The sequence below is a fragment of the Changchengzhania lutea genome (assembly GCF_006974145.1).
In the GTDB taxonomy this organism is placed as follows: Bacteria; Bacteroidota; Bacteroidia; order Flavobacteriales; family Flavobacteriaceae; genus Changchengzhania; species Changchengzhania lutea.
Window position 1 is genome coordinate 380,569 of record NZ_CP039456.1, and the last position, 25,864, is coordinate 406,432.

26 protein-coding genes, 1 tRNA gene and 1 pseudogene are annotated in these 25,864 nt (G+C 35.2%); 16 read left to right on the forward strand and 12 right to left on the reverse strand.

What is annotated here, in order from left to right; genetic code table 11:
* Positions 1–14 precede the first annotated feature (14 nt).
* The 6 genes from prmA to FAF07_RS01810 form a co-directional block, all read right to left on the reverse strand.
* Positions 15–851, reverse strand: coding sequence for a 50S ribosomal protein L11 methyltransferase (gene prmA / locus FAF07_RS01785; protein ID WP_142783490.1), 837 nt, complete (start codon positions 849–851; stop codon positions 15–17).
* Between the two features lie 183 nt (positions 852–1,034).
* Positions 1,035–1,784: a triose-phosphate isomerase gene (gene tpiA, locus FAF07_RS01790; protein WP_142783491.1), complete on the reverse strand. Its 750-nt coding sequence runs from the start codon at positions 1,782–1,784 to the stop codon at positions 1,035–1,037.
* Positions 1,785–1,812: 28 nt separating this feature from the next.
* On the reverse strand, positions 1,813–2,331 hold the full coding sequence (locus tag FAF07_RS01795; RefSeq protein WP_142783492.1) for a TlpA family protein disulfide reductase: 519 nt from the start codon (positions 2,329–2,331) through the stop codon (positions 1,813–1,815).
* Between the two features lie 45 nt (positions 2,332–2,376).
* Complete coding sequence (locus FAF07_RS01800) at positions 2,377–3,453, reverse strand: ABC transporter permease (protein ID WP_142783493.1); 1,077 nt, start codon at positions 3,451–3,453, stop codon at positions 2,377–2,379.
* 59 nt (positions 3,454–3,512) lie between these two features.
* A complete protein-coding gene (locus tag FAF07_RS01805; protein ID WP_142783494.1) occupies positions 3,513–4,607 on the reverse strand; it encodes a BT_3928 family protein in 1,095 nt (364 codons plus the stop codon).
* Positions 4,608–5,147, reverse strand: a complete 540-nt coding sequence (locus FAF07_RS01810; RefSeq protein WP_142783495.1) for a DUF1599 domain-containing protein — start codon at positions 5,145–5,147, stop codon at positions 4,608–4,610.
* A 105-nt stretch (positions 5,148–5,252) separates the two neighbouring features.
* Between FAF07_RS01810 and folP the strand changes: the two genes are divergently transcribed.
* Genes folP through FAF07_RS01825 form a run of 3 tightly spaced genes read left to right on the forward strand, consistent with a single transcriptional unit; the run spans position 5,253 to position 7,600 of the window.
* Positions 5,253–6,077 (forward strand): dihydropteroate synthase, encoded by an 825-nt coding sequence (folP, locus tag FAF07_RS01815; RefSeq protein ID WP_142783496.1) that lies wholly within the window; start codon positions 5,253–5,255, stop codon positions 6,075–6,077.
* A gap of 21 nt (positions 6,078–6,098) precedes the next feature.
* The gene (locus FAF07_RS01820; RefSeq protein ID WP_142783497.1) at positions 6,099–6,779 is read left to right on the forward strand and encodes a hypothetical protein; all 681 of its coding nucleotides are present in this window, start codon (positions 6,099–6,101) and stop codon (positions 6,777–6,779) included.
* A 35-nt stretch (positions 6,780–6,814) separates the two neighbouring features.
* Positions 6,815–7,600 carry a diadenylate cyclase gene (locus FAF07_RS01825; RefSeq protein WP_142783498.1) on the forward strand — a complete coding sequence of 262 codons (786 nt, stop codon included), beginning with the start codon at positions 6,815–6,817 and terminating at the stop codon, positions 7,598–7,600.
* A 142-nt stretch (positions 7,601–7,742) separates the two neighbouring features.
* Here FAF07_RS01825 and FAF07_RS01830 read toward each other — a convergent pair whose 3' ends face one another.
* Together FAF07_RS01830 and truA are read right to left on the reverse strand one after the other, a co-directional pair.
* Positions 7,743–9,512 (reverse strand): ABC transporter ATP-binding protein, encoded by a 1,770-nt coding sequence (locus FAF07_RS01830; RefSeq protein ID WP_142783499.1) that lies wholly within the window; start codon positions 9,510–9,512, stop codon positions 7,743–7,745.
* Complete coding sequence (truA, locus tag FAF07_RS01835; protein WP_142783500.1) at positions 9,509–10,255, reverse strand: tRNA pseudouridine(38-40) synthase TruA; 747 nt, start codon at positions 10,253–10,255, stop codon at positions 9,509–9,511. Before truA ends, FAF07_RS01830 begins: the two co-directional genes overlap by 4 nt.
* Positions 10,256–10,363: 108 nt before the next feature.
* Here truA and FAF07_RS01840 point away from each other — a divergent pair, with 108 nt between their 5' ends.
* On the forward strand, positions 10,364–10,855 hold the full coding sequence (locus FAF07_RS01840) for a metallophosphoesterase family protein (RefSeq protein ID WP_142783501.1): 492 nt from the start codon (positions 10,364–10,366) through the stop codon (positions 10,853–10,855).
* A gap of 168 nt (positions 10,856–11,023) precedes the next feature.
* Complete coding sequence (locus FAF07_RS01845) at positions 11,024–11,452, forward strand: FKBP-type peptidyl-prolyl cis-trans isomerase (protein WP_142783502.1); 429 nt, start codon at positions 11,024–11,026, stop codon at positions 11,450–11,452.
* 738 nt (positions 11,453–12,190) lie between these two features.
* On the opposite strand, the gene FAF07_RS01850 is transcribed toward FAF07_RS01845, so the two are convergent.
* Complete coding sequence (locus tag FAF07_RS01850; protein WP_142783503.1) at positions 12,191–12,601, reverse strand: DUF4293 domain-containing protein; 411 nt, start codon at positions 12,599–12,601, stop codon at positions 12,191–12,193.
* Between the two features lie 195 nt (positions 12,602–12,796).
* Here FAF07_RS01850 and rho point away from each other — a divergent pair, with 195 nt between their 5' ends.
* Complete coding sequence (rho, locus tag FAF07_RS01855) at positions 12,797–14,476, forward strand: transcription termination factor Rho (RefSeq protein ID WP_142783504.1); 1,680 nt, start codon at positions 12,797–12,799, stop codon at positions 14,474–14,476.
* Between the two features lie 476 nt (positions 14,477–14,952).
* Here rho and rpsT read toward each other — a convergent pair whose 3' ends face one another.
* The 3 genes from rpsT to proS form a co-directional block, all read right to left on the reverse strand.
* Positions 14,953–15,204: a 30S ribosomal protein S20 gene (gene rpsT / locus FAF07_RS01860; RefSeq protein WP_142783505.1), complete on the reverse strand. Its 252-nt coding sequence runs from the start codon at positions 15,202–15,204 to the stop codon at positions 14,953–14,955.
* 26 nt (positions 15,205–15,230) lie between these two features.
* Positions 15,231–15,302, reverse strand: a tRNA-Glu gene (locus tag FAF07_RS01865).
* Positions 15,303–15,451: 149 nt separating this feature from the next.
* A complete protein-coding gene (gene proS / locus FAF07_RS01870) occupies positions 15,452–16,930 on the reverse strand; it encodes a proline--tRNA ligase (RefSeq protein WP_142783506.1) in 1,479 nt (492 codons plus the stop codon).
* Between the two features lie 98 nt (positions 16,931–17,028).
* Here proS and FAF07_RS01875 point away from each other — a divergent pair, with 98 nt between their 5' ends.
* The 10 genes and pseudogenes from FAF07_RS01875 to merA all read left to right on the forward strand — a co-directional run bounded on the left by FAF07_RS01875 (position 17,029) and on the right by merA (position 25,862).
* The gene (locus FAF07_RS01875; protein WP_142783507.1) at positions 17,029–18,192 is read left to right on the forward strand and encodes a hypothetical protein; all 1,164 of its coding nucleotides are present in this window, start codon (positions 17,029–17,031) and stop codon (positions 18,190–18,192) included.
* Between the two features lie 25 nt (positions 18,193–18,217).
* Positions 18,218–19,738 carry an OmpP1/FadL family transporter gene (locus tag FAF07_RS01880; protein WP_142783508.1) on the forward strand — a complete coding sequence of 507 codons (1,521 nt, stop codon included), beginning with the start codon at positions 18,218–18,220 and terminating at the stop codon, positions 19,736–19,738.
* Positions 19,739–19,915: 177 nt separating this feature from the next.
* A complete protein-coding gene (folE, locus tag FAF07_RS01885; RefSeq protein WP_142783509.1) occupies positions 19,916–20,593 on the forward strand; it encodes a GTP cyclohydrolase I FolE in 678 nt (225 codons plus the stop codon).
* 155 nt (positions 20,594–20,748) lie between these two features.
* Positions 20,749–20,916, forward strand: coding sequence for a four helix bundle protein (locus tag FAF07_RS19005; RefSeq protein ID WP_317130319.1), 168 nt, complete (start codon positions 20,749–20,751; stop codon positions 20,914–20,916).
* Complete coding sequence (locus FAF07_RS19010; RefSeq protein WP_317130320.1) at positions 20,909–21,061, forward strand: four helix bundle protein; 153 nt, start codon at positions 20,909–20,911, stop codon at positions 21,059–21,061. Before FAF07_RS19005 ends, FAF07_RS19010 begins: the two co-directional genes overlap by 8 nt.
* Positions 21,062–21,103: 42 nt before the next feature.
* Positions 21,104–22,585 (forward strand): cysteine--tRNA ligase, encoded by a 1,482-nt coding sequence (gene cysS, locus FAF07_RS01895; protein ID WP_142783510.1) that lies wholly within the window; start codon positions 21,104–21,106, stop codon positions 22,583–22,585.
* Between the two features lie 85 nt (positions 22,586–22,670).
* Complete coding sequence (gene yidD, locus FAF07_RS01900) at positions 22,671–22,892, forward strand: membrane protein insertion efficiency factor YidD (protein WP_142783511.1); 222 nt, start codon at positions 22,671–22,673, stop codon at positions 22,890–22,892.
* A gap of 309 nt (positions 22,893–23,201) precedes the next feature.
* Entirely contained in the window at positions 23,202–23,573 is a 372-nt protein-coding gene (locus FAF07_RS01905; RefSeq protein WP_142783512.1) for an ArsR/SmtB family transcription factor, read from the forward strand.
* A gap of 14 nt (positions 23,574–23,587) precedes the next feature.
* Positions 23,588–24,199, forward strand: a pseudogene (merTP, locus tag FAF07_RS01910) (mercuric transport protein MerTP).
* Positions 24,192–25,862, forward strand: coding sequence for a mercury(II) reductase (gene merA / locus FAF07_RS01915; protein WP_142783513.1), 1,671 nt, complete (start codon positions 24,192–24,194; stop codon positions 25,860–25,862). The pseudogene merTP and the gene merA overlap by 8 nt, the downstream one beginning before the upstream one ends.
* Positions 25,863–25,864 lie beyond the last annotated feature (2 nt).

Consider the following 25,864-nt stretch of genomic DNA (forward strand, 5'->3'; position numbering starts at 1 on the left):
CACTTAAATTAAAGCTAATTTAAAAATTTTAAGGAAACCCAATTGTTTCTTTCCAATTTTTCTTCAAATTTTAACATATATTTTTCACAGGCCTCTTGAATAACAGGAATGTCCGTATTGTAGAATCCGCTAAGCAATAGCATGCCCTTTTCATTTAGGCATGTCGCATAGGTTCCTAAATCTTTTAGTAAAATGTTTCTATTGATATTCGCAATAATCACATCGTACTTCTTCCCGTTCAACAAACTGGCGTCACCTTCTAAAACGGTAATATGACTGCAATTATTTCGTTCTACATTTTCAAGACTGTTTAAATAGCACCAGTTATCAATATCTATAGCATCTAGTGGTTTAGCGCCTTTCATCTCTGCTAGTATCGCCAGAACACCTGTACCGCATCCCATATCCAAAACCGATTTATCCTTTAAATCACTATTTAAAATATGCTGAATCATCATATGAGTGGTTTCGTGATGCCCCGTACCAAAGCTCATCTTGGGTTCAATAATGATATCATATTCGGTATCGAACTTCTCATGAAAAGGCGCACGAACTGCGCATGCATTATCAACCACGATTGGATTAAAATTCTTTTCCCACTCGGCGTTCCAATTGACTTGTTCAATATCTTTGAAGCTGTAGGTAATGACAAATTCATTTGAAGTCAAAATTTGAATATCGTTTAAAATACCCTCACGCCACTCCTCTTTTTGAATGTATGCCGATACGCCATTTTCTGTTTCTACGAAACTTTCAAAACCTGCATAGCCTAGTTCTGCAATTAGAATTTCAACGCCTGGTTGCAGAGGTTTTACTTGAAATTCGTAACCTATATATATGGTATTTGACATATTTTTAATTGATATTAATCATTAGAAAGCACCTTATCCTTCACTTTCGGTTTAGCTCCGCGTTAGGGATTGAGGTATTGTTGAAGCTCCTTGCCCGACAGAAATCGGGCAAGAGCGACTACCGAAAGCGCGACCCCGATTTTTCTTCGGGGTAACGCCAAAATTATTTTAAGAGACTATGTTTTAAAACGCGTTTACTATGTCGAAAAAATCGTCGGCATTAAGTGCTGCACCACCAATAAGACCCCCATCTACATCTGGTTTAGAAAAAATCTCTTTGGCATTATTTGGTTTAACGCTGCCTCCATATAAAATAGATACGCTGTTTGCGACATCGTCACCATATTGGTTTGCCAAGGTTTTTCTAATAAACGCATGCATGTCTTGCGCTTGCTCTGGACTTGCTGTTTCGCCGGTACCAATCGCCCAAACCGGTTCGTAGGCCAATACGATATTTTTAAACGCTGCGGCATCTAAATGAAATAAAGCTTTTTTAATTTGGCTTTCTACTACGGCCTCGTGATTATTAGATTTTCTATCGGCCAATTCTTCTCCAAAACAAAAAATGATACGCATATCATTGGCTAATGCTGCATCTACTTTCTTAGCTAGCAACTCATCGGTTTCATTAAAATAAGCACGGCGTTCGCTATGACCTAAAATAACGGTTTCAATACCGATACTTTTCAACATCTTTGCGCTAATTTCTCCTGTGTAAGCACCGTTTTCTGCAAAGTGCATGTTTTGTGCAATAACCTCTACAGCGTAGGTTTTAAAAGCTTCAAACACTTGGTATAGGTTTGTAAATGTTGGCGCCACCATAACCTCGGCCGTTGACGTTTGCTTCTTCGCTTTCAACGCATCGATTAATAATTGGGTTTCTGGAAGATCGTTATTCATTTTCCAATTTCCTGCAACAATTTGTTTTCTCATAATCCTGTGTAACCTCGTAGAATTTAAATTATTCTAGTAAGGAGTTATTTTTTAAATTAGTATTTATATTTTCTATTAATTCTTTATCATCGGCCTTTACAGCATCAAATAAACTAATGTGTCCTTCTTTGTCTATAACCATGTACCTTGGTATCCAGTCTAAATCCACAAATTCTGCAAAGGGACCATCCCACCCCGATTTCATGAAATAGTGCTGACCTTTAATATCGTATTTCTTTATACCTTTTTGCCAAGCTTCAACACTTCTATCTAAAGATAAAAATAAATACGTTGCCTCTTTATATTGGTTTTGTAAGCTTTTTACTTTTGGTAAATTTTTTATACAATCACCACACCACGATGCCCAAATATCGATAACTAAAGTTTTGCCATTGTGAGTTTCTAGAATATTCTTAAAAATGATTTCAGTTCCTTCTAAATTCAGAAAAGGATCATTTAAGGCGGCTTCTGAAAACTGAACAGGATTCTCTTTTTTACAGCCTAATAACACCGTTAACGTTACTATTAAAAAAACTAATTTCTTCATATTTTAAAAATCCTGTTATCTCTTTTTATTTTTCAGAAAAGCCCACTATTCAAGTTTAACTTTAGGGTCTAACCATACGTATATAATGTCTACAAAAATATTGATAATTATGAACAATAGTGCAATAATAAGCACCGAACCCATAATGACTGGCAAATCTAATGTATTTAGCGCGTTTACAATTTCTTTTCCCAAACCATTCCATCCAAAAATATACTCTACAAAAACGGCACCTGCTAACATGGATGCAAACCAACCTGATATGGCAGTTACTACAGGATTAAGGGCGTTTTTAACAGCATGTCTTTTAATAATTTGAAACTCGTTAAGGCCTTTGGCTCGCGCTGTACGAATATAATCTTGATTAAAAACTTCTAAAAGCGAATTTCGCATTAATTGGATCACTACAGCCAATGGCCGGATGCCTAAGACTATAGCAGGGAGTATTAGGTTCTTCCATTTAATATTCATGGTGTTGCCAAAATCATCCAACTCATATAAACTGCCCGTCATTTCCAAATGCGTGTATTCATGTAGAACATACCCAAAAAACCAAGCGAAAAGAATGGCGCTGAAAAACGATGGAATACTCATCCCGAAAGTACTGAATATTTGAATGAACTTATCTATCCACCGGTCTTTATACAAGGCTGAAATAACACCAAGAACAATTCCTAAAACTATAGCAATTACAATGGCTGTTACAGCTAAAACAAAGGTATTGGGTAAAGTTTCGCCCAATACCTGACTCACCTTTTTCCCTTGTTTTGTAAAAGATTCCCGTAAATAAGGGAATTTCAAAACTAGGGTAGTTTGACCTATTGAAAATAAGCTTGTTGCGGCGTATTTATTAGGACGCAGAAAGGTATAGTCTTCACTTTTTTTTGAATGCAATGATATAGGCGATAAATCATTTAAATAATAGAAATACTGGGTGCTGATGGGTTTGTCAAATCCGTACTTTTGTTTGACTGCGGCCAATTGCCCACTATCTTCATTTTGACCTAACATCATTTGAGCTGGATCACCTGGAAGTACGTTAAACAAAAAGAATATGACCGTGACCACTCCAAATAAGGTGAGTAGCGCATAGGTTATTTTATTTATTAGATAACTAATCAAATAGTTTATTTGTTGGTGTGTTTATTTGTTTAACTGGAAACTGTGACTGCTACTGAAAACTATAAGTCCAAATCATCTATATCGTTCCAGTGCTCTTTTTGTTCTATGGTGCCCTTGCCCAATTCTAGAATACCAGGATTTGAACGCACTACGGTTTTTAACGCTTTTTCATCACATAGATACCATTCAAAATCAATATTATAAGCAGCATTTATACGCTGTTTAGTGACTTCGCCAGATGCCGTTAGACCAATGATTTTATATCCTTTTTTCTTAGCTTCTTTCTGTAATGCATTTAGTTTTAAAGCCCCCTCTTTTTCAATTTTCTCTAAACTATAAGACACCACGATAATCAGGTTTTCCTCAGCTAAAAATTGATCTGTCAGATTTTCATCTTCAGTTTCTATAGAAAAATCAACAATGGATGGCTGGTAGCCTTCTTTAATTACTTTAGTATCTACACTTATAAAATCACCTTCTACCGAAGGATATGGGCCATTATTGGTAATTGTTTTTTCTTCACCATTCACGTTAAATTTCCAATAATATTCTATTTCTGGTTTTGGAGCATCTTCTGGAACCGTCATACCTTCATTAATATTAGCGCCTATTTTATAAGCTCTAAAATCCACCGCTGGCAAATGCATTAACACATAATACCCAAACCATAAACTGAAAACAAATCCTAAAAGTGCGATAATTGTAGTTATCAATCTGTTGAAATAAGGCTTGACGTAACGGCTCCCAATTACTAATATTAAAATCAATACAAGTAAGATAACGTCTTTAGTAAAACTTTCCCAAGGGGTTAATTTTAGCGCATCTCCAAAGCATCCGCAATCTTTAACCTTGTCAAAATATGCTGAATAAAAGGTTAAAAACGTAAATAATACAATCATGACCAACAAGCTCCAAATTGTAAATTTTGGTCTATAGCCAATGATAAGGAATATGCCTAGTACAACTTCAAAAACCACTAACATGACGGCTATCATCAACGCGTATGGCTCTAGGAACGGTAGATTTAAAACATCTGCACTAAAGTATTCCTGAAGTTTATAAGAAAAACCAAGGGGGTCGTTCAATTTTATTAATCCGGAAATGATAAATAAAACTCCAACTAACAGTCTTGATATATGAACTAAATATTTCATTTATGCTTCATTTAAGTGAATCAATGCAAATACAGCGTAATTAATCATATCCTGATAATTGGCTTCGATGCCTTCGCTCACTATGGTTTTGCCTTTATTATTTTCTATTGTTTTTACCCTTAGTAACTTTTGCAATATTAAATCGGTTAAACTACTCACTCTCATATCACGCCATGCCTCACCATAATCATGGTTTTTATCTTCCATAAGGCTTTTTGTAATGGCGGCTTTTTCGGTATATAATTCAATAGCCTCTTCCGTGGACAAATCGGGTTGTTCTACAACACCTTTATCCAATTGTATGAGTGCCATAATGCAATAGTTTATAATGCCTATAAATTCACTGCGTTGGCCTTCATCTACCTTTCTTACCTCATTTTGCTGAAGCCCACGAATACGTTGCGCCTTAATAAAAATTTGATCTGTAAGTGATGGTAATCTCAATATTCTCCACGCACTTCCATAGTCTGACATTTTATCGCTAAATAAACGTTTACAGGTGTCTATAACGGCGTCGTATTGTTTTGAAGTATTTTGCATAAATAATATTGAATTTTGCGTAAATTTCGCATAAATTAATTTAAAGTTCAAAGTTTAAGGTTTAAAGTTTTAAACTTAATGCAAACACCCATTAAAACTGTATGAATGACCATAAATTGTAAAGGCCAGCTTATTGATTTATCTACACCAAAAGTCATGGGTATTTTGAATATTACTCCAGACTCTTTTTATGACGGAGGTGTGCATAATAATGAAAAAAGCATATTAACACATACTGAAAAGATGTTAAATGAGGGTGCGACCTTTATTGATGTAGGTGCTTATAGTTCAAAACCTCATGCAGATCAAGTTACTGAAGGTGAAGAATTGAAACGGATTCTCCCCATGGTGGATTCAATTTTAAGAGAATTCCCAGATGCCTTGCTCTCCATAGACACTTTTAGAAGCAAGGTAGCTGCACAATGTGTTGAGGCGGGCGCTGCTTTAATTAATGATATTTCTGCTGGAAAACTGGACAGCAATATGCTACCTACAATCGCCAATTTAAGAGTGCCATATATTATGATGCACATGAAAGGCACTCCGCAAACCATGCAGCAACATACACAGTATGATGATTTGTTAAAAGATGTTTTATTCTATTTTTCTGAACGGATAACTGCGGCCAGATCCTTAGGAGTTATAGATCTAATTGTAGACCCTGGCTTTGGCTTTGCTAAAACTTTAGAGCAAAATTATAAACTATTGAATAATGCTGAACTTTTAAAAATTTTAGATAAACCATTACTTGTTGGCATTTCAAGAAAATCGATGATTTATAAAACGCTTGAATCATCGGCACAAGAAGCCCTTAATGGCACTACCGTGCTGAATACTGTGGCTTTACAAAAAGGTGTTTCTATTTTACGTGTGCATGATGTTAAGGAAGCTGTAGAATGTATTAAATTGACTGGATTGTTAGATTGTTAGATTGTTAGATTGTTAGAAATTATGAAAAAGCTAGTTTTCTTAATTATTTTATCTGTTTTATTATCCTGCGGAAAGGAAAAAATAATTCATTTGCCTGAAATAAGTCATTCTAAAATTACAGATATCCCAGATGTTTCTGCTGCTTATTTGTTTTACGACGAAGCCCAAAAAGATAGTGTTGAATTAAATAGAAAAAACCTGATTAGCACAACAAATTGGTTGGTAAATGTTGATAAACGCTTGTCGCTAAAACAAGTTATTCCGCAAATAAAATTTTTACAGGATAAGAAAAACAATTCAAGCCATAAAAAAGAAAATACTAAAAACTATTTTACATGCAATGATACGAGCAGGAAGAATTTGGGGTTCATAGAATTTACCGATGTGGTTTATCATAAGGAATCTTCTAATGCACTTTTTAAGAATCGTCATGAAGAAATAGATTCAAAATTAGAGATAGGTATTAATTTTTATTCAAACGAAAAGATTCACATTATTAATGCATCGTCAGAGCCTTTTATAATTGAAACGGACTTCAAGGATTTGATTTCAGAATTAAAAAAAATGGATAGGCCGAATTCAAAGGCTTATTTAAACTTCAACGCATCTTTAAAATTTCAAAAATACATCCATTATAAATCTAGTATTTTGAATACGGCATTTAATCATTTAGAGATTTCAAATCATGAATTCATTTATTAACCTTATTTTATTAAATTTACCAAAACCCACCGCCATTGGAAATCTTTAACGACCTCTTAAAATTTAGTGTAGTAGACATTATAGATGTTTTTCTGGTAGCCCTTCTACTCTATTATATTTATAAACTGGTTAAGGGTACGGTAGCCATCAACATCTTTATTGGAATAATCATTATTTATTTAGTCTGGAAGCTCACAGAGTTTCTTAACATGGAATTGCTTACTGGTATTTTTGGTGGTTTTATGAAAGTGGGAATCATTGCACTAATCGTAGTATTTCAACCTGAAATTCGAAAATTTTTACTCATGGTCGGGTCTACTAATTTTAATAGACGACGAAAATTCCTATCACAGCTCAGTTTTTTAAAAACGGAAAACAGTGATGAAACCGATGTTGCCGCTATAATATCAGCAGCCAATAAAATGTCGGCATCCAGAACGGGAGCGCTCATGGTTTTCGAGCGTAACAATAATCTGGATTTTCTGTGTGCATCTGGCGATGCTATGAACATCACCGTATCGCAACCTATTATTGAAAGTATTTTTTTCAAGAATAGTCCATTACACGACGGGGCAATCATTATAAACAATAACATTGTAAAAGCCACACGCGTTATTTTACCTGTTAATAACGAAACAACAATTCCTAAACGTTTTGGTTTAAGGCACAGGGCTGCCATTGGCGTGACGGAAAAAACAGATGCTTTGGCACTTGTTGTGAGCGAAGAAACTGGAAATATTTCGTATTTTAAGGATGGTGAGTTTATTATGTTTGATGATACTCAAGAATTGGCCATGATTATTAAAGAAGATTTATCTTGATGTTGTGTAAAAATTGCGAAACACCCCTGACTACTGATAGTGATTTTCGCAAATCATGTGGAGTAAAAGTGATTCGGAATAGATTAACCGTTAAAAATCTATTTGAAAACTTTACTGAGGCTTAAAAAGCTGCGATTAATATTTAAACAATTTCTTCTTCTTTAATAAATTGTACTTCATATAAATTCCTATAATACCCATTTTCCTTTTGCAGAAGTTCACGATGCGTACCTTGCTCAACAATATATCCGGAATCCATAACAATAATATTATCTGCCTTCTTAATGGTGGCTAGACGGTGTGCGATGACAATAGAGGTTCGCCCTTTCGTAATCTTATCTGTAGCATTTTGGATAAGTTGTTCAGAATAAGAATCCACGGAAGAGGTTGCTTCATCTAAGACCAGAATACTGGGATTAGTGACATAAGCCCTTAAAAAAGATATAAGTTGTCGTTGCCCTGACGATAACATAACCCCACGCTCTTTTACATTGTAGTGATAGCCATTTGGAAGACTTAAAATGAATTCGTCAATCCCGATGTCCTTTGCTGCCTGACGCACTGTATCTTCGGTGACTTCAGGATTATTCAATGTGATGTTGTTTAAAATGGTATCAGCAAACAAAAACACATCTTGCAGTACCACGGCTATTTGCGTACGCAACGATTCTAAAGTAACCTCTTTAATGTTAATGCCATCTATAGATATATCACCTTTATCAATTTCATAAAAACGATTTAATAAATTGATAATAGTCGATTTTCCTGCTCCAGTTGCACCAACAATGGCGACTGTATCTCCAGGTTTCACTTCAAAAGAAATCTCCTTTAAAACCTGTTCATCCTCCACATAGCTGAAAGACACGTGATTAAATTCTATATGACCTTTAAAATGCTCTGCTTTATGAGTGCCCGTATCATCAATTTGCGATGTTGTGTCCAAAACTTTAAAGACACGGTTTGCAGCAACCATACCCATTTGTAGTGTATTAAATTTATCCGCAATTTGCCTTAGCGGTCTAAACAACATGGGAATAAACATGATAAACGCAATGAGATCCCCTTCTGAAACCACACCATTAAGCACGACGTTTAAACCTCCATACCAAGCTACCAAACCTATAGTGATGGATGCTGATAAATCGGCCAATGGGAAAAATATGGAATTGTACCAAACCGTTTTGACCCAGCCTTTTTTATGACGTTCATTAATAGTTTTAAAATTCTGATATTCAATAGCCTCTCGAGTAAACAGCTGCAAAATTTTCATACCTGTTAATCGTTCTTGAACAAACGAATTAAGGTTTGACACTTCGGTCCGTACTTCTTCAAAAGCCTTTTTCATATACTTCTGAAAGATTCGAGTCGCATATAAAAGCAAGGGTAACATCACGAAGACAATAAGACTCAAGCGCCAATTAATATAAGCCATGACCCCAAACACCACAGTCATAGTAAGTAAGTCTCTAAATATCATGAATAGCCCTTGTCCAAAAATATCGGCAATCCGCTCCATATCTGTCACCGCCCGCGTGATAAGGACGCCAACCGAAGAATTATCATAATACTTCATTTTAAAACGAAGTAAGTGATTAAAAAGTTTTACACGAACATCCATAACTAAATTCTGTCCCAACCATGCCGCATAATAAATAAATAGCAACTGAAAAACGGTTTGTAGAACAAGCACGCCTAACATAAGGAGTATGTAAAAAAGGAATCCTTTTTCTTCTTTACTGGCGATACTATCATCAATGGCAAACTTGGTAATATACGGAGTAGCCGCACTAAAAACTGCCAACAAAATCACCAGTATTATTAAACCATAAAACACATTTAAATACGGTTTTATGTATTCAAACAATCTTTTGAATAGTTTAACATCAAATATGTTTTCCTTGTTTTTGCTCATTTATATTTTATATCATCAGGATATTCAACATCTATTAAATATAAGCCTTTTGCTGGCACAGAGAATCCAGCTTCACGCCGATCTTTAGATTCTAATATCGCATGAAAATCTTCTAAAGAGATTTTTTTCAAACCAATATTTATGAGCGTTCCCACGATGGCTCTTACCATATTTCGTAAAAACCGATCGGCTTGAATGGTGAAATGAAGCTCATCACCTACCAGTTCCCAATCAGCTTTCATTATATTGCAATTATACGTTTTTACATCCGTTTTACTTTTTGAGAAGCATTGAAAATCTTTATACTCAAATAAGATTCTTGTAGCCACTTGCATGGCACTCAAATCTAACGGATGCTTCACATAATAAGCGGTATTAAAATTAAAAGCATTCTTTTTTAAACCCACTCGGTATAAATACGTTCTACTAATCGCATTAAACCGCGCGTGGGCATCATCGGTTGCTCTAAAAATTTTATGAATGGCAATGTCTTTTGGTAAAAAAGAGTTCATTTTAAAAACAATATCAGCTTCATCGATTAATTCATTACTGTCAAAATGCGCATACATTTGTTTGGCATGAACGCCAGTGTCCGTACGCCCCGCTCCCATTACAGAAATAGCTTCTTTCAGCAAGGTTGATAGATCCTTTTCAACCAGTTCCTGAACCGAAATAGCATTCGGTTGATTTTGCCATCCGTGATAGGCGGAACCATTATAAGAAAGTTCTATAAAATACCTCAATCTGTTTTAATACTTTTGTTGAAAGCACAAATATAGACAGATTAACGCTGCCATTGAAGTGCATAATCTTAATTAAATATTAAAAGATTTTTAATAGCAATTCATAAAATGACCAAAATCTTATTACTCTCTGACACGCACAGCTATATAGATGATGCCATACTAAAATATGTAAAACAGGTAGATGAAGTTTGGCATGCAGGGGATATTGGTGATTTAAGAATAACCGATGCCATAAAAGAACTAAAGCCCTTAAAAGCGGTATATGGAAACATTGACGATACTATTATTAGACAAGAGTTTCCCGAACATTTAAGATTTAAGTGTGAGGAGGTTGATGTGTGGATGACCCACATTGGCGGCTACCCGGGAGCTTATAATGTGCGCGTTAGGGAAACCATTAAACTAAACCCTCCCAAACTTTTTATTTGTGGCCATTCACATATTTTAAAGGTGATGCCCGATAAAAAATTACACCTGTTACACATGAACCCTGGCGCGGTTGGTAAACACGGTTTTCACAAAGCACGTACCATGTTGCGGTTTACTATTGATGGTGAAAAAATTGATAATCTAGAAGTTATTGAGTTCCCTAAGTAAAAAGACAAAAAGCAGGTATAAAAGCATAGTTTTTTAGCCAATTGAAAAAAATTAACGAGTTCTATGTTAATATTTTCTTAATCCAAGGGATTAATAAGTCAAAATAGCACCAATAGATTCATAAATTGTAGTTTTGCACCTATAATAAAACAGTAAAAATAATTATTTATGAGTTTAGTAAAAGAGAATGATACTGTGAAAGTTCATTACACAGGAAAATTAAGCAATGGTCAAGTTTTTGACAGTTCACTCGAAAGAGAACCGTTAGAAATAACATTAGGTCAAGGCATGTTGATTTCTGGTTTTGAAAAAGGCATGGTTAACATGAAGGTTAGTGAAAAAAAAACAATTAATATCCCTGTTGCAGAAGCCTATGGCGAGGTGCAAAAAGAATTGTTCCATGAAGTAAAAAAAGACCAATTACCAAAGGAAATCACTCCAGAAGTTGGTATGGGATTATCTTCTAAAAACCCAGACGGTTCAGAAGTGAAATTTCGTATTGCCGAGGTTAATGACGACCATATTATTGTAGATGCCAACCATCCTCTAGCAGGACAAGAGTTAGTATTCGATTTAGAACTTATTGAAATAAAATAACCATTTTATTTTAGTGAAAATAAAAAAGTCTGGAGTATTTCCAGACTTTTTTATGCCTTATTCTTTGAAAAATATAAAACCAACGATCCTCGAGGTAGAACCATAGAGTTTAAGTATAAACCTGAATTTGATTAATCTTCAAAATTTAACAGCCTTGATCTCAACAACAAATCATTCTTTTTCATATCCTGCAAGGTCATATTCTCACCTTGTAGGTATTAGGATTAAACAAAATAAACCTACAAGGTTTTGGCTCTAGTTTATTAGTGCCTTGATATTATTGGTTTTTGCCACGAATTACACTCATTAGCACGAATAAATGAGCTTAGCCCATTTAAAATTCGTGGAATGATTGACAAAAATGATATCACGAATAGAGAAATCTAAAGATTTTTCAAACATTAGTGATCATTAGTGTAATTTGTGGCTTAATACTTCAATTTCTTATCTATTATCCTCAGATTTACGATCGTTCCTGCAAGTAGGCTTACTTTTAATTATCTAATGTGTCAAGCATGTTTATCTTGAAGAAATATTACTAAAACAACGCACTAGTAAACTAGAGCCAAGGTTTTTAATAACTAATTGATAATTAAAAGTTTATTAATCGAAACCAGACTATAAGCCAAGTAACCGAATACATGGTTTTATATGGTTGGAGTCAAATACTTTAAAAACAAAAAAAGCCCAAGATCTTCACCTTGGGCTCACGCACTAATACTACTAAGATATTAGGTTTTATCGCAATCGATCTACAGATTTTACGAGATCTTCATCCTTCTTAATGGCTTTATTGGCTAAAGCCAAAAACACGATAGAAATGATAGGAAGAAACATCCCAATACCTTTCTCAGAAACCACAGTTTCTCCAGATACATTTAGAGATTGATACACAAAAAATCCTAGTAAAATAAAGTTTAATATGATGTTAAGTCGCCCCAAAACAAATTGAGACTTCCTATTTTTATACATAAATATAGTAATTAAAGATAAAAGCGCAGACCCTAAAAATAAGCCCAAATATAAAACGTCGTCAAAGGCATATACTTTTATATCATCATTTGTAATCCATAGATAGGAAACGAAAATGAGCCCCGCAGAAACCCCTGCAGCCATTAAAAGATATATAGTTTGAATACGTTGTAACATTTTATTTCTAAATACTAGACCGCAAAAATAATAGTTTCTTTTATAAATTTCACGTAAAAAATTAAAATAAAGTTGTATAATTGCAGTATCAATACTCAACAACCGCAATAACAGGTTGTTAATTCTTCAGATTAAAATTCATTTTTTTCAGAATAACTCAAATTATATTTACAAAATATTTTCAATCCTATATTAATGTTTGAAATTTCACAATTAAAAGAAAAGAAACTTGCTGATTTACAGGAGATTGCAAGTAAACTAAGCGTTCCTAAATACCGTTCACTTAAAAAATTAGATTTAGTTTATAAAATACTAGATATGCAAGCCGCAGATCCTAAAGCGGTAACATCTGTGGTGGATACGCCCGTTTCTTCAGAGAGCAAACCTGAGAAACGAGAAGTAAAGAAACCGAGACAGCGCGTTCAAAAACCTGCAAAAGATGCACCAGCGAAACCTGATGAGACATCACAAAAAAGCACGCCTGTAAGTGCTACGGATGCTAAAGATAATAAACCTGCTCCAGCTAAGGTTGTAAGTAGACCACCCGCACCAAGACCTAAAAAAGAGGAACAAAAGTCGGATACTAAGACGGAGCGTCGCGTTCCAAATGAACGCCCTAAAAACAGCTCACAAAAGTCACCTCAAAAAAGAGATAATAACCCCACACATAAAAATCAAAAAAACGGTAACACCCATGGTAGCAATGCCAATAACGGGAATAAAGATAGTAGAAATCGTTACCGCGAACCAGATTATGAGTTTGATGCTATTATCCAAAGTGAAGGCGTACTAGACGTTATGCAAGATGGCTATGGGTTTTTAAGATCATCCGATTATAATTACCTATCCTCTCCAGATGATATTTATGTATCGCAATCTCAAATCAGATTATTTGGTTTAAAAAAGGGAGATACTGTTTTAGGAAACGTAAGACCACCAAAAGAAGGTGAAAAATATTTTCCATTGATTAAAGTTAATTTAATTAACGGGCAAAAGCCGGAAGTGGTTAGAGACCGTGTGGCATTTGAACATTTAACGCCGCTTTTTCCACAAGAAAAATTTAACCTTGCCGATAGACAAAGTACTATTTCAACACGTATTATGGATTTGTTCTCGCCCATAGGGAAAGGACAGCGTGGTATGATTGTATCTCAACCAAAAACGGGTAAAACCATGTTATTAAAGGATGTTGCCAATGCCATTGCGGCCAACCATCCAGAGGTGTATCAAATGATTTTATTAATTGATGAGCGCCCAGAAGAGGTAACAGATATGCAACGTAATGTACGTGGCGAGGTGATTGCCTCTACCTTTGATAAAGAAGCCCATGAGCACGTAAAAATTGCAGATATCGTTCTTGAAAAAGCAAAACGATTGGTAGAATGTGGTCATGATGTGGTGATACTATTAGACTCCATTACACGTTTGGCAAGAGCCTATAACACCGTACAACCAGCCTCAGGTAAAATTTTAAGTGGTGGTGTAGATGCCAATGCATTACACAAGCCAAAACGTTTTTTCGGAGCAGCTAGAAATATCGAAAATGGTGGATCATTAACTATTATCGCCACGGCACTTACAGAAACTGGTTCTAAAATGGACGAAGTCATCTTCGAAGAATTTAAAGGAACTGGTAATATGGAACTGCAATTGGATAGAAAAATATCGAATCGTAGAATTTTCCCTGCTATCGACCTCACATCTTCAAGTACGCGTCGTGACGATATTTTACTCGATGCAAACACCATACAACGTATGTGGGTGATGCGTAAATACCTTGCAGATATGAATCCTGTAGAAGCCATGGAATTCATTAATGAGCGCTTTAAACAAACCAGAAACAACGAAGAGTTTTTAATATCCATGAACGGATAAAACACAAATCATATTGAAATAAATTAGGCCTTGAATTTTTCGAGGCTTTTTTTATGTTTAATTTTGGGCGTTACCCAAGGGTCGCGCTTTCCGTTCCAATCTTTTGTTCGTCCCTCTCAAAAGGATTTCCTCTGCAATCGCTAACGCAAATTCGCAGTTAACTTTAAACATATTTAACGCGTAACAAACTTCTTTATAAACTTGAATAATTTTATGATATTATTCAATATAAAATAATGGACTGAGGGGAAAATTAACCGACTTATAAATCATTATAATAAAAATTAAATAGACGTATTTCGACACAAAATAGAAGATAAAGAACTGAAAGCTTTGAAGAAGAAATTGATATTTTAAAAAAATAGAATCACAGGTAATATATAGCTCAGACTTAAAACTATCAAGCACCAAATATATAAACCACAAAAAAAGCCTCTCAATTATGAGAAGCTTTTAATATCTATAAATTCAATGATTTATAAAGCAGCGATATGCAATGCTAAACCAGATTTAAGGTTAGCCGCTTTATTAGCATGAATAATGTTTTTCTTAGCCAATTTATCTAACATAGAAACCACTGTAGGAAACATCGCTTCAGCTTCTTTCTTATCAGTTAACTCACGCAATTTCTTAATCGCGTTACGCGTCGTTTTATGCTGATACTTGTTTATTACTCGCTTAGATTCGTTACTTCTAATTCTTTTTAATGCTGACTTATGATTTGCCATGTGTTCTTTTTATTATTAAAATATTGTAGCCCGTAGGGGAATCGAACCCCTCTTACCAGGATGAAAACCTGGCGTCCTAGCCGATAGACGAACGGGCCATTGTTTTTTTGAGTGCGCAAATATAAATGATATGATTTAAACTTGCAAGAGTTTCAAATAACTTACAACGTTTCCATTGCGGATGCAAAAATACAACTATTTTTAAATGTCACAATAGCTACGTAATCTTTTTTTAAAAAAAATTCAATTAGTATGCTTTTGCAAATAACACTCTACCTTTTGAAGGCTTTCCAGAGTATACACAAACACCTTCTTCTGCTTTCATTTCCAACGGAATACAACGTATGGTTGCTTTTGTAAGCTCCTTGATTTTATCTTCAGTTTCATTCGTGCCATCCCAATGCGCAGAAATAAAGCCTGTTTTATTTTCTAAAACATTTTTGAATTCGTCAAAAGTATCTACTTCTGTTAAATGAGAATCTCTAAAATCCAAGGCCTTGTTAAACAATGCCTCTTGAATGTCTTTTAACAATCCTTCAATCTTATCTATTAAATCATCTAAAGCCACCACTTCTTTTGTTAGTGTATCACGTCTGGCAATTTCAACGGTGCCATTTTCTAAATCCCTAGCCCCAATAGCCAGCCTTAAAGGCACGCCTTGCAATTCATGTTGCGCAAATTTAGCACCTGGTCTGTGTGTGGTTCTATTATCAAATTTTATCGAAATGTTTTTTCCCCTTAAATCCTTTAAAATCCCATTAGCCACCTCGGTAATTGCCTCTAAATCTTCTTCACTTTTATATATAGGTACAATAACCACTTGATTTGGCGCCAAACTTGGTGGCAATACCAATCCGTGATCATCACTATGGGTCATGATCAAAGCCCCCATCAATCGCGTGGAAACACCCCATGACGTGGCCCAAACATAATCCTGTTTACCTTCTTTATTGGCAAATTTAACATCAAAGGCCTTGGCAAAATTCTGCCCAAGAAAATGTGAAGTCCCTGCTTGTAAGGCTTTTCCATCTTGCATTAAGGCTTCAATACAATAGGTTTCTTCTGCACCAGCGAATCGCTCGTTCTCGGTTTTTGTGCCTTGAATTACTGGGATAGCCATAAAATTCTCAGCAAAGGTCGCATAGACATTATTCATTAACTTGGCTTCTTCCAAAGCTTCGTTTTTTGTTTCATGTGCGGTATGGCCTTCTTGCCATAAAAACTCAGCAGTCCTTAAAAACAAGCGCGTACGCATTTCCCAACGCACGACGTTTGCCCATTGATTGATTAACAAAGGCAAATCTCTATAGGACTGAACCCATCCTCTAAATGTGTTCCAGATAATCGCTTCGGATGTCGGACGCACGATAAGTTCTTCCTCTAGCTTAGCATCTGGATCTACTCTCAGTTTTCCAGGTTTATCTGGATCGTTTTGTAATCTGTAATGGGTTACAATAGCGCACTCTTTTGCAAAACCTTCAGCATTTTTTTCTTCAGCTTCAAAGAGACTTTTAGGAACGAACAGTGGGAAATAGGCATTTTGATGCCCCGTTTCTTTAAACATTTTATCCAATTCCGCTTGCATTTTCTCCCAAATTGCATAACCATACGGCTTAATAACCATGCAGCCTCGTACAGCCGAATTTTCTGCTAGGTCTGCCTTTACCACCAATTCGTTATACCATTTGGAATAATCTTCTGCCCTACTAGTAAGTTTTTTACTCATATCAATGTTTTGGCACAAATATTGTGACTATGTTAAATGTAAAATAGTTGAGCAAAACTAACTATTTTTGTGATGTGCAACAATAAAATTCTCGAGTTATGCTATATAAAAACTACTTAAAAAGAAAATTACCCTTTTTTACTATTCTGGGCGCGCTCCTTATTTTATCTTCCTGTGGTTCATACCAATATGTAGGCGCAGATAATGATGGGATATATAGCAACACGCCACAACCCGAACCAAGAGCGGTCGCCGTGGTTGAAGTTCCTAACGAAGGCAACAGCAATTATTATAAAAATTATTTCAGAACCAAATCTTTAGAGCTTGAAACGCTTACCGAGAATGGTGACATATTTACTGATATCGATTCATACGAAAGCGAAAATTACATCGAAAATGATTCATTGATCGACAATAGCTATATAGGTTATGCCGGTTGGGGTCAAAACAGTAATGGTGTTACAATTAATTATATAGACAACGGCTTTAATAATATTTGGTGGAATGACCCGTTCATTAGTCCTTGGGGCTGGAACAATTGGGGTTGGGGCAACAGATGGAACAACTGGGGATGGAACCGATGGAACAACTGGGGTTGGAACAATTGGGGCTTTTACGATCCATTTTGGAGCGGTGGGCTTTATGGCGGCTGGGGTTTCAACGCAGGTTGGGGTTATGGCTATAACAGATATGCTTACAATAACGGCTATTACAATAACCGTTATAATAATTATTATGGAAGAAGGGCTTCTTATAGCGCTAGCAGACGCGGAAGCTATGCCAGAGTTAATTCTAACAATGTTAGGTCTGTAAATAGACGTAGCAACGCGGTTAACTCTAGAAATGTATCAAAATACAATACCTCAAGAAGACGATCCACATCTGCAATTGCAAATAGAAATTACAATAGAAGTACATCTGCAAATACGGCTAGACGCAGTAATGGAGTGACAGCAAATAGAAATTATAATCCCAATTCAAGGTCTGCAACAAACTCGGTTAGAAGAACAAGACCTACGACGCCAGCAGGCAACTCAACAACAAGGTCTTCAACAGCAAGACGTAGTAGCAGCACTACTGCACCACGTTCAAGTGGCAACAGTGTCTATAAAAGATCATCATCCTCAAGGAATTCTGGATATACGCCAAGTAGAAGTAGTAGCCCTAGCAGAAGTTCTGGTTCCACAACACGATCGTCTAGCAGCAGCAGAAGTTCTGGAGGTTCTAGATCATCTAGTGGCGGAGGTCGAAGACGCGGATAAATTATTAAATTTTAAAAAAATTCATATGAAGAAGTTAAACTTACTAGTCATAGGGATACTTTCTATGTCCACAATCTATGCACAAGATATCTCAGACGCGTTGCGTTATTCTCAAGATGACATTCATGGAACCGCTCGATTTAGAGCATTAAGTGGCGCATTTGGTGCTTTAGGAGGCGATATGAGTGCCGTAAGCATAAATCCTGCAAGTTCTGCAGTATTTAGCCAAAGTCATGCAGCCTTCACCTTGTCCAATATTGATACAGAAAATAATACCCAATATTTTGACGGTTTAGGCACCTCAAATGAATCAAACTTTGATATTAATCAAGGAGGTGCTATTTTTGTTTTTGCTAGTAAGAGCAATTCCCCATGGCGCAAGATTTCCATGGGCTTTAATTATGAACGGGCCGGTAATTTTGATGATAATTGGTTTGCATTTGGAACGAACACCAACAATCAATCTATAGATCTTTACTTTTTAGACTATGCAGATGGTCTTCGATTAGATGAAATTTCAGCATTCGATGACGAAACCCTTGGAGATGCTTATTTGGAAATTGGTAGTGCCTATGGGTTTGGAAACCAACAGGCATTCTTAGGCTTCGAATCTTTTATTATCGAACCAGATGATATTAATAATGACGCAAATACCACATACTTTTCTAATTTAGCAGATGGTACGTTTAATCAAGATTACTCATATGCATCGACTGGTTATAATGGCAAAATCAGTTTCAATATAGCATCACAATATCAAGACAACCTGTATTTGGGTTTAAATTTAAATTCTCATTTTATCAACTTTAATCGTTCAACATTATTGTTTGAAGATAATGCCAATGCAGGATCTATTATTCGCGATATTGAATTTGAAAATAATCTATCAACAACTGGTAATGGGTTTTCATTTCAACTTGGTGGTATTTTAAAATTAAGCAACGAATTTAGAGTGGGACTAACTTATGACTCACCAACTTGGTATAGTATTGAAGAAGAAACTACTCAGTATCTAGCAACTGTTAGAGATGACGGCGGTGTTAATGCCACACAAGTTATCAATCCTGATGTTGTAAATATCTACCCGAGTTATAAACTAAAAACGCCAGCTAAAGTTACAGGTAGTTTGGCCTATGTTTTTGGTCAAGGTTTATTAAGCTTTGATTATTCAAGAAAAGATTACAGCGCTACAGAATTCAGACCGACTTCTGACGCTTTCCTCGCAGATGAAAACGCAAAAATGAATGATATTTTAACCACTGCGCAAACCTACCGTTTGGGTGGTGAATATAAGCACCAGCAATTCAGTTTTAGAGGCGGCTATCGTTTTGAGGAAAGTCCATATAAAGATGGTGTCACTATTGGCGATTTAACAGGCTACTCTTTGGGACTAGGCTATAGCTTTGGAAGAACGAAATTGGATGTTACTTACGACCGGTCTAGCAGAACTTTTGAAACCCCTTTATATAATGTTGGTTTAACAGATTCTGCCTTTATTGATAGGACAAATTCAAATATCACCTTGTCTTTAAGCTTCAGCATTTAGATTAAAATAAATCCATTTTTAAAAGCCCTTACTTTTTTAGTATGGGCTTTTTTATGTCACGTGTAATTTTTCAACAACAGCAGAGACAAAGCATAAGTGATTAATTGTTTGTTAATTCAAAACATAAGAAAACGGAATTACTTATCTTTGCAGCCTAAAAATCTTGATTTTTTAAGTATGAAAATTGAAAAGAACATAGAAGATTTTGAATCGTTAGGAGATGATCATGTGGGAACCTCACAAAATACACCTATGAGACAGGATGCTTTTAAACTTTCTAATGATGAAAAAATAGATATCATCAAGGATGATATCCGCCATATCATGGAAACTCTAGGCTTAGACTTATCGGACGATAGTTTAAACGGAACGCCCAATCGCGTAGCCAAAATGTTTGTTAAAGAAATTTTTGCTGGTCTTAATCCAGATAAAAAACCAAAAGCCTCAACATTCGAAAACAAGTATAAATACGGCGAAATGTTAGTTGAAAAAAACATTACGGTCTATTCCACTTGCGAGCATCATTTATTACCTATAGTTGGAAAAGCCCATATTGCGTATATCTCCAACGGTACTGTTGTAGGATTATCCAAAATGAATAGGATTGTCGATTATTTTGCAAAACGTCCACAAGTACAAGAACGTTTAACCATTCAAATCGTTAAAGAATTGCAAGAAGTGTTAAATACGCAAGATGTAGCATGTGTTATAGATGCCAAACATTTGTGTGTCAATTCAAGAGGTATTAGAGATGTTGAAAGTAGCACCGTAACCTCTGAATTTGGTGGTAAATTTAAGGAACAGGCAACCCGTAGAGAACTTTTAGATTACATCAAATTAGATACTAAGTTTTAGTTTTACTGTTAGTTGTGAGCTGTTAAGTCGTTTAGCTGAAAACTTGTCGAATACATCCAAAACCATAAACAACTATACAACAAACGACTCAGCAACAATCACCTTATGCATATTTATTCGTTTGAAAACTAGAAGTTTGGAAAGAAGCTATTCAATTGGCTGTTACAACTTATAAAACGACAGACTTATTTCCAAAAGAAGAAAAATTCGGATTAATTTCACAAATGAGACGATGTTCAGTATCAGTATCTTCAAATATAGCTGAGAGTACTGCGAGATTAACCAATAAAGATAAAGCGTATTTTATGACCATAAGTGTATAGCTCAGCTTTAGAATTATTAAATCAAGCCATAATTTCAAAAGAACTTGGATTTATTTCCGAAGAAAACTATAAAAATATTAGATTTGAAGTTGAATCAATAACTAATAAGATTAATGCTTTAAGGAATCATTTTCTTAAAACGTAAACTTAATCGACTCAACGGCTAACGACTTAACAAATTACAATAATGCAACTTTACCAAGAGCAACCTATTAAAATATACAACACCCTTTCTGGCACAAAAGAACTATTTCAACCCATTAACGCAGGTCATGTAGGCATGTATGTTTGCGGACCTACCGTGTACAGTAATGTGCATTTAGGTAATGTAAGAACCTTTATGTCTTTTGATGTGGTGTTTCGCTATTTGAAACATTTAGGTTATAAAGTACGGTATGTTAGAAACATTACAGACGCAGGTCATCTAGAAAACGATGAAGATGCTGGTGAAGATAAGATTACAAAAAAAGCACGTTTAGAACAAATAGAACCTATGGAAGTGGTGCAACGCTACACCGTAGATTTTCATAATATCCTCAATACCTTCAACTTTTTGTCACCGAGCATAGAGCCTACAGCGACCGGACATATTATTGAGCAAATTGAATTAATTAGCACCATTATTGACAATGGATATGCTTACGAAGTCAATGGATCGGTTTATTTTGATGTGCATAAGTTTAACGAGACCCATGATTACGGAAAATTAAGCAAACGTAAATTAGAGGATTTGGTTCACAACACCCGAGAACTCGACGGTCAAAGTGATAAAAAGAACCCACAGGATTTTGCCCTTTGGAAAAAAGCAGAACCCCAACACATCATGCGTTGGCCTTCGCCATGGAGTGACGGTTTTCCTGGTTGGCATTTAGAATGCACTGCCATGAGTACGAAATATTTGGGAGAGCAATTTGATATTCATGGTGGCGGCATGGATTTAAAGTTTCCACATCACGAGTGTGAAATTGCACAAAATGAAGCGGCAAAAGGCGTATCGCCTGTAAATTATTGGATGCATGCAAATATGTTGCAACTAAACGGGCAACGCATGTCTAAATCTACAGGAAACACGATTAATCCAGACGAATTACTTTCTGGAAATAATAGCATATTTACCAAAGCCTATGCCCCTAGCGTGATTCGTTTTTTTAATGCACAATCATCTTATCGCAGTGTATTGGATTTAACAGATGATGGCTTACTAGCCAGCGAAAAAGGCTTTTATAGATTGATGGATGCGGTTAATCTGTTAGAAGAATTAAAACCTTCTGAAACCTCAACACTAGATATCAAGACTTGGAAACAGACCTGTTATGATGCCATGAATGACGATTTTAACTCGCCTATTCTTATTGCACATTTATTTGAAGCTGCCAAATATATCCATCAAATTAAAGAAGGATTGGAAACGGTATCCTCTGAAGATTTAGCCCTGTTAAAAAACACGATACATCGTTTTGTTTTTGATGTTTTAGGACTTGAAAATACTACCAAAAATGAATCTGGAACAGATAAACTTTCTGGTGCTATTTCTGTTTTAATTACTTTAAGACAAGAAGCTAGGGCGAATAAAGATTTTGCTTTATCTGATAAAATAAGAAATGAATTAGCTGCCGTTGGCATTCAGCTTAAAGATGGTAAAGATGGGACAACTTTTTCTGTAAATTAATTTGTTGCTTGTCCTTCAGTCGTTTGTTGTAAAGCTGTTCGACTTATTTTGACTTAACATCTAAACAACATACAAATAACAATAATTGAAAAAACTACTAACAGCACCTTTTTTACTCTTGATAAAAGTGTATCAAACTTTAATATCGCCGCTTATGCCTGCCAGTTGCAGATATAATCCCACCTGCTCCCAATATACTAAGGAAGCCTTACAAAAACACGGTTTATTTAAAGGCGGCTGGTTAGCGATAAAACGCATTTTTAGTTGCCACCCTTGGGGCGGCTCGGGTTATGATCCTGTGCCTTAAAGTTATTGTGAACATAGTAAAACCATCTGATGATTTTCGGTTTTCTTTATTTTGATTTTGTAAAAAATTTCAACTAACTTCGTTTAACGATGGATATAAGCAATTTAAAACACCTTTTATATGCGTTGATTATTGGCCACAAGCTGAAAACCAGCCATACATTTTAGCACTTTCGGTTTTTCCCAACACACAATTCCAATGCTCTAGATTCAAAAAGAGTTAAAAATTTCCCATGTTTTGAAATAATATATTTAAGTATTTGCTTAAATACGTAATTAATTATACATTTGCACCTGTAAAACATATCTCATGAAATTAGAAATAACCTGTACAAGAGCGGAAGCTAACCATAAGCAGTTACAAAACTGTATGGAGACATTGGATAAAATGGAAGGAAGTTTTCAAAAAATGACAAAACTTTTGTCAATTGCTGGGAACGATGTAAGGTTGAAAATTCTTTTTCTCTTAAATACGGAAAATGAATTATGTCCTTGTGATTTAGCAGATATCCTAAAAATGAGTGTACCTGCAATCTCTCAACACATACGCAAAATTAAGGATGCAGGAATTATCTCTTCAAGACGCGATGGTCAAACGCTTTACTATTCATTAAATAGAGATGAAACAGAGATATTTAATAGCATTTTTAAATCTATAGAATTAATTAGAAAAACAGCATAATAATTATTAGAAAAATGAAAACAGAAAAAACATCAAAAAATGCAGCATACACTGGTTTATTTGCTGCTGTAGCATCATCATCTTGTTGTATACCTCCTGTTATAGCATTAATTGCTGGCGTAGGTGGTAGTGCGTCTGCTCTTTCTTGGATGGAACCTTTTAGACCCTATTTAATTGGTTTAGCAATAGTCGCAATTGGCTATGCTTGGTATAATTATTTAAAACCGAAAAATGCTGATGATTGTGGTTGTGAAGTTGATGCAAAATCAAAATAGTTTCAAACCAAAAGATTTTTAGTTGGCATTACTTTGTTTGCAACGGTTTCAATTGCTTTCCCTTATTATGCTCATATTTTTTATCCTGATAATAAGAAAGAAGTGGTTGTAGTCAATCAATCCAATATTCAAACATTAAATTTTGATGTCAAAGGGATGACTTGTGCATCTTGTGAAGAACACGTTAAACACGCAGTTAATGAGTTAGAAGGTATTGTAAATATAAATGCTTCCTATGAAAAGGCAAACGCAGAAGTGGAGTTTGATAATACAAAAACTACTAAAGAGGATATAGAAAAAGCAATAAACTCAACAGGATATAAAGTAATTAATAAAGAAAAAGATGAGTAATAAAACAATAAAATTAAACATCAACGGAATGACTTGTTCAGGGTGTTCATCACATATTAAAAAAGATTTAAACGTTAAAGACGGAATTGTAAGTAGCACTGTAAATCACGAAACAGGAGAAGGGAAATTTGTATATGACACCAATAAGATAAGCCACCAAGATGTTATTAATGCGGTGAATAATGTAGGTAATTATTCAGTTGTTGAAGATGTTGAAAAAGAAGATTGCTGTGTTACAAATTCTGATGATAAAAATCAATTCGATTTAATTGTTATTGGTGGTGGTTCTGCTGCCTTTTCAGCAGCCATAAAAGCCGAAAGTTTAGGCTTAACTACGCTAATGGTTAACAGTGGTTTGGACTTTGGTGGAACGTGTGTCAATGTTGGATGCGTGCCTTCAAAAAACTTAATAAGAGCTGCCGAAATAGCGTATCACGCAACACATTCTAATTTTAAAGGAATTAAACCCAAAGGTGTTGCCATTGATTTTACTCAAATAATAAAAGACAAGAAAGCATTAGTTACCACACTACAGCAACATAAGTATATGGATGTGGTAAGTGATTTTAAATACTTAACAATGCTTAAAGGTTGGGCAGAATTTGTAAATAATAAAACCATTCTTGTAGATGGAAAAGATACATACACCGCAACTAACATCATTATAGCAACAGGAGCGACCACCAACATTCCAAACATTGAAGGCTTAAATGAGGTTGACTATTTAACCAATGTATCTTTATTCGATTTAGAAGCAAAACCAAAAAGCCTAACCATAATGGGTGCCGGCTATATTGGATTGGAAATTGCAATGGCATACAATCGTTTGGGCGTAAAAGTGCATATCATAGAATTTACCGACAGGCCATTACGCAGTCAAACCAACGATATTGCAGATATTTTAGTGGAACAAATGAAAAGTGAAGGGATAGAAATCCTACCAAATTTTAGAGCTATTAAATTTGAAAAAGATGGTGATAATACCATTATTCATTGCAAATGTCCTGATGGTTCTACCACTCAAATAATTGAAAAAGGACATATTGTCGTAGCTACAGGAACAAAACCAAATACATCTAAATTAGGTCTTGAAAATATTGACCTAAAGCTGACAGAAAAAGGACATATTTTAGTTAACGAAAAAATGGAAACTAACGTTTCCAATATTTATGCAGCTGGTGATGTCACCAATACACCGCCTTTTGTTTATACCGCAGCAAAAGAAGGAAGTACAGCAGTAAATAACGCATTTTCTTTATCAAAACATAGTGTAGATTATACATCATTACCTTGGGTAGTATTTACAGATCCTCAAATTGCGGGAGCAGGTATGGATGAAGTAGAAGCCGAAAAAGCAGGCATCCCTTTTGAAGTCTCTAAATTAGATTTAATTCACGTGCCTAGAGCATTGGCCGCTCAAGATACCAGAGGATTTATAAAATTGATTCGAAATACCGAAACGGATAAATTGATAGGTGCTAGGGTAATAGCACCAGAAGGTGGCGAACTCATTCAACAATTAAGTATGGCTATTAAGTTTGGTATAACAGTAAAAGATTTGGCTGAAAGCTTTTATCCATACTTGACACTTGGAGAAGGTATCAAATTAGCAGCAATTACGTTTGGTAAAGATGTTTCTAAATTGAGTTGTTGTTCTAGCTAAAA

Coding starts and splice junctions, on each gene's coding strand:
- prmA (WP_142783490.1), bottom strand. CDS start 851: ATGTCAAATACCATATATATAGGTTACGAATTTCAAGTAAAACCTCTG.
- tpiA (WP_142783491.1), bottom strand. CDS start 1,784: ATGAGAAAACAAATTGTTGCAGGAAATTGGAAAATGAATAACGATCTT.
- FAF07_RS01795 (WP_142783492.1), bottom strand. CDS start 2,331: ATGAAGAAATTAGTTTTTTTAATAGTAACGTTAACGGTGTTATTAGGC.
- FAF07_RS01805 (WP_142783494.1), bottom strand. CDS start 4,607: ATGAAATATTTAGTTCATATATCAAGACTGTTAGTTGGAGTTTTATTT.
- FAF07_RS01810 (WP_142783495.1), bottom strand. CDS start 5,147: ATGCAAAATACTTCAAAACAATACGACGCCGTTATAGACACCTGTAAA.
- folP (WP_142783496.1), top strand. CDS start 5,253: ATGACCATAAATTGTAAAGGCCAGCTTATTGATTTATCTACACCAAAA.
- FAF07_RS01820 (WP_142783497.1), top strand. CDS start 6,099: ATGAAAAAGCTAGTTTTCTTAATTATTTTATCTGTTTTATTATCCTGC.
- FAF07_RS01830 (WP_142783499.1), bottom strand. CDS start 9,512: ATGAGCAAAAACAAGGAAAACATATTTGATGTTAAACTATTCAAAAGA.
- FAF07_RS01840 (WP_142783501.1), top strand. CDS start 10,364: ATGACCAAAATCTTATTACTCTCTGACACGCACAGCTATATAGATGAT.
- FAF07_RS01845 (WP_142783502.1), top strand. CDS start 11,024: ATGAGTTTAGTAAAAGAGAATGATACTGTGAAAGTTCATTACACAGGA.
- FAF07_RS01850 (WP_142783503.1), bottom strand. CDS start 12,601: ATGTTACAACGTATTCAAACTATATATCTTTTAATGGCTGCAGGGGTT.
- rho (WP_142783504.1), top strand. CDS start 12,797: ATGTTTGAAATTTCACAATTAAAAGAAAAGAAACTTGCTGATTTACAG.
- rpsT (WP_142783505.1), bottom strand. CDS start 15,204: ATGGCAAATCATAAGTCAGCATTAAAAAGAATTAGAAGTAACGAATCT.
- proS (WP_142783506.1), bottom strand. CDS start 16,930: ATGAGTAAAAAACTTACTAGTAGGGCAGAAGATTATTCCAAATGGTAT.
- FAF07_RS01875 (WP_142783507.1), top strand. CDS start 17,029: ATGCTATATAAAAACTACTTAAAAAGAAAATTACCCTTTTTTACTATT.
- FAF07_RS01880 (WP_142783508.1), top strand. CDS start 18,218: ATGAAGAAGTTAAACTTACTAGTCATAGGGATACTTTCTATGTCCACA.
- folE (WP_142783509.1), top strand. CDS start 19,916: ATGAAAATTGAAAAGAACATAGAAGATTTTGAATCGTTAGGAGATGAT.
- cysS (WP_142783510.1), top strand. CDS start 21,104: ATGCAACTTTACCAAGAGCAACCTATTAAAATATACAACACCCTTTCT.
- FAF07_RS01905 (WP_142783512.1), top strand. CDS start 23,202: ATGAAATTAGAAATAACCTGTACAAGAGCGGAAGCTAACCATAAGCAG.
- merA (WP_142783513.1), top strand. CDS start 24,192: ATGAGTAATAAAACAATAAAATTAAACATCAACGGAATGACTTGTTCA.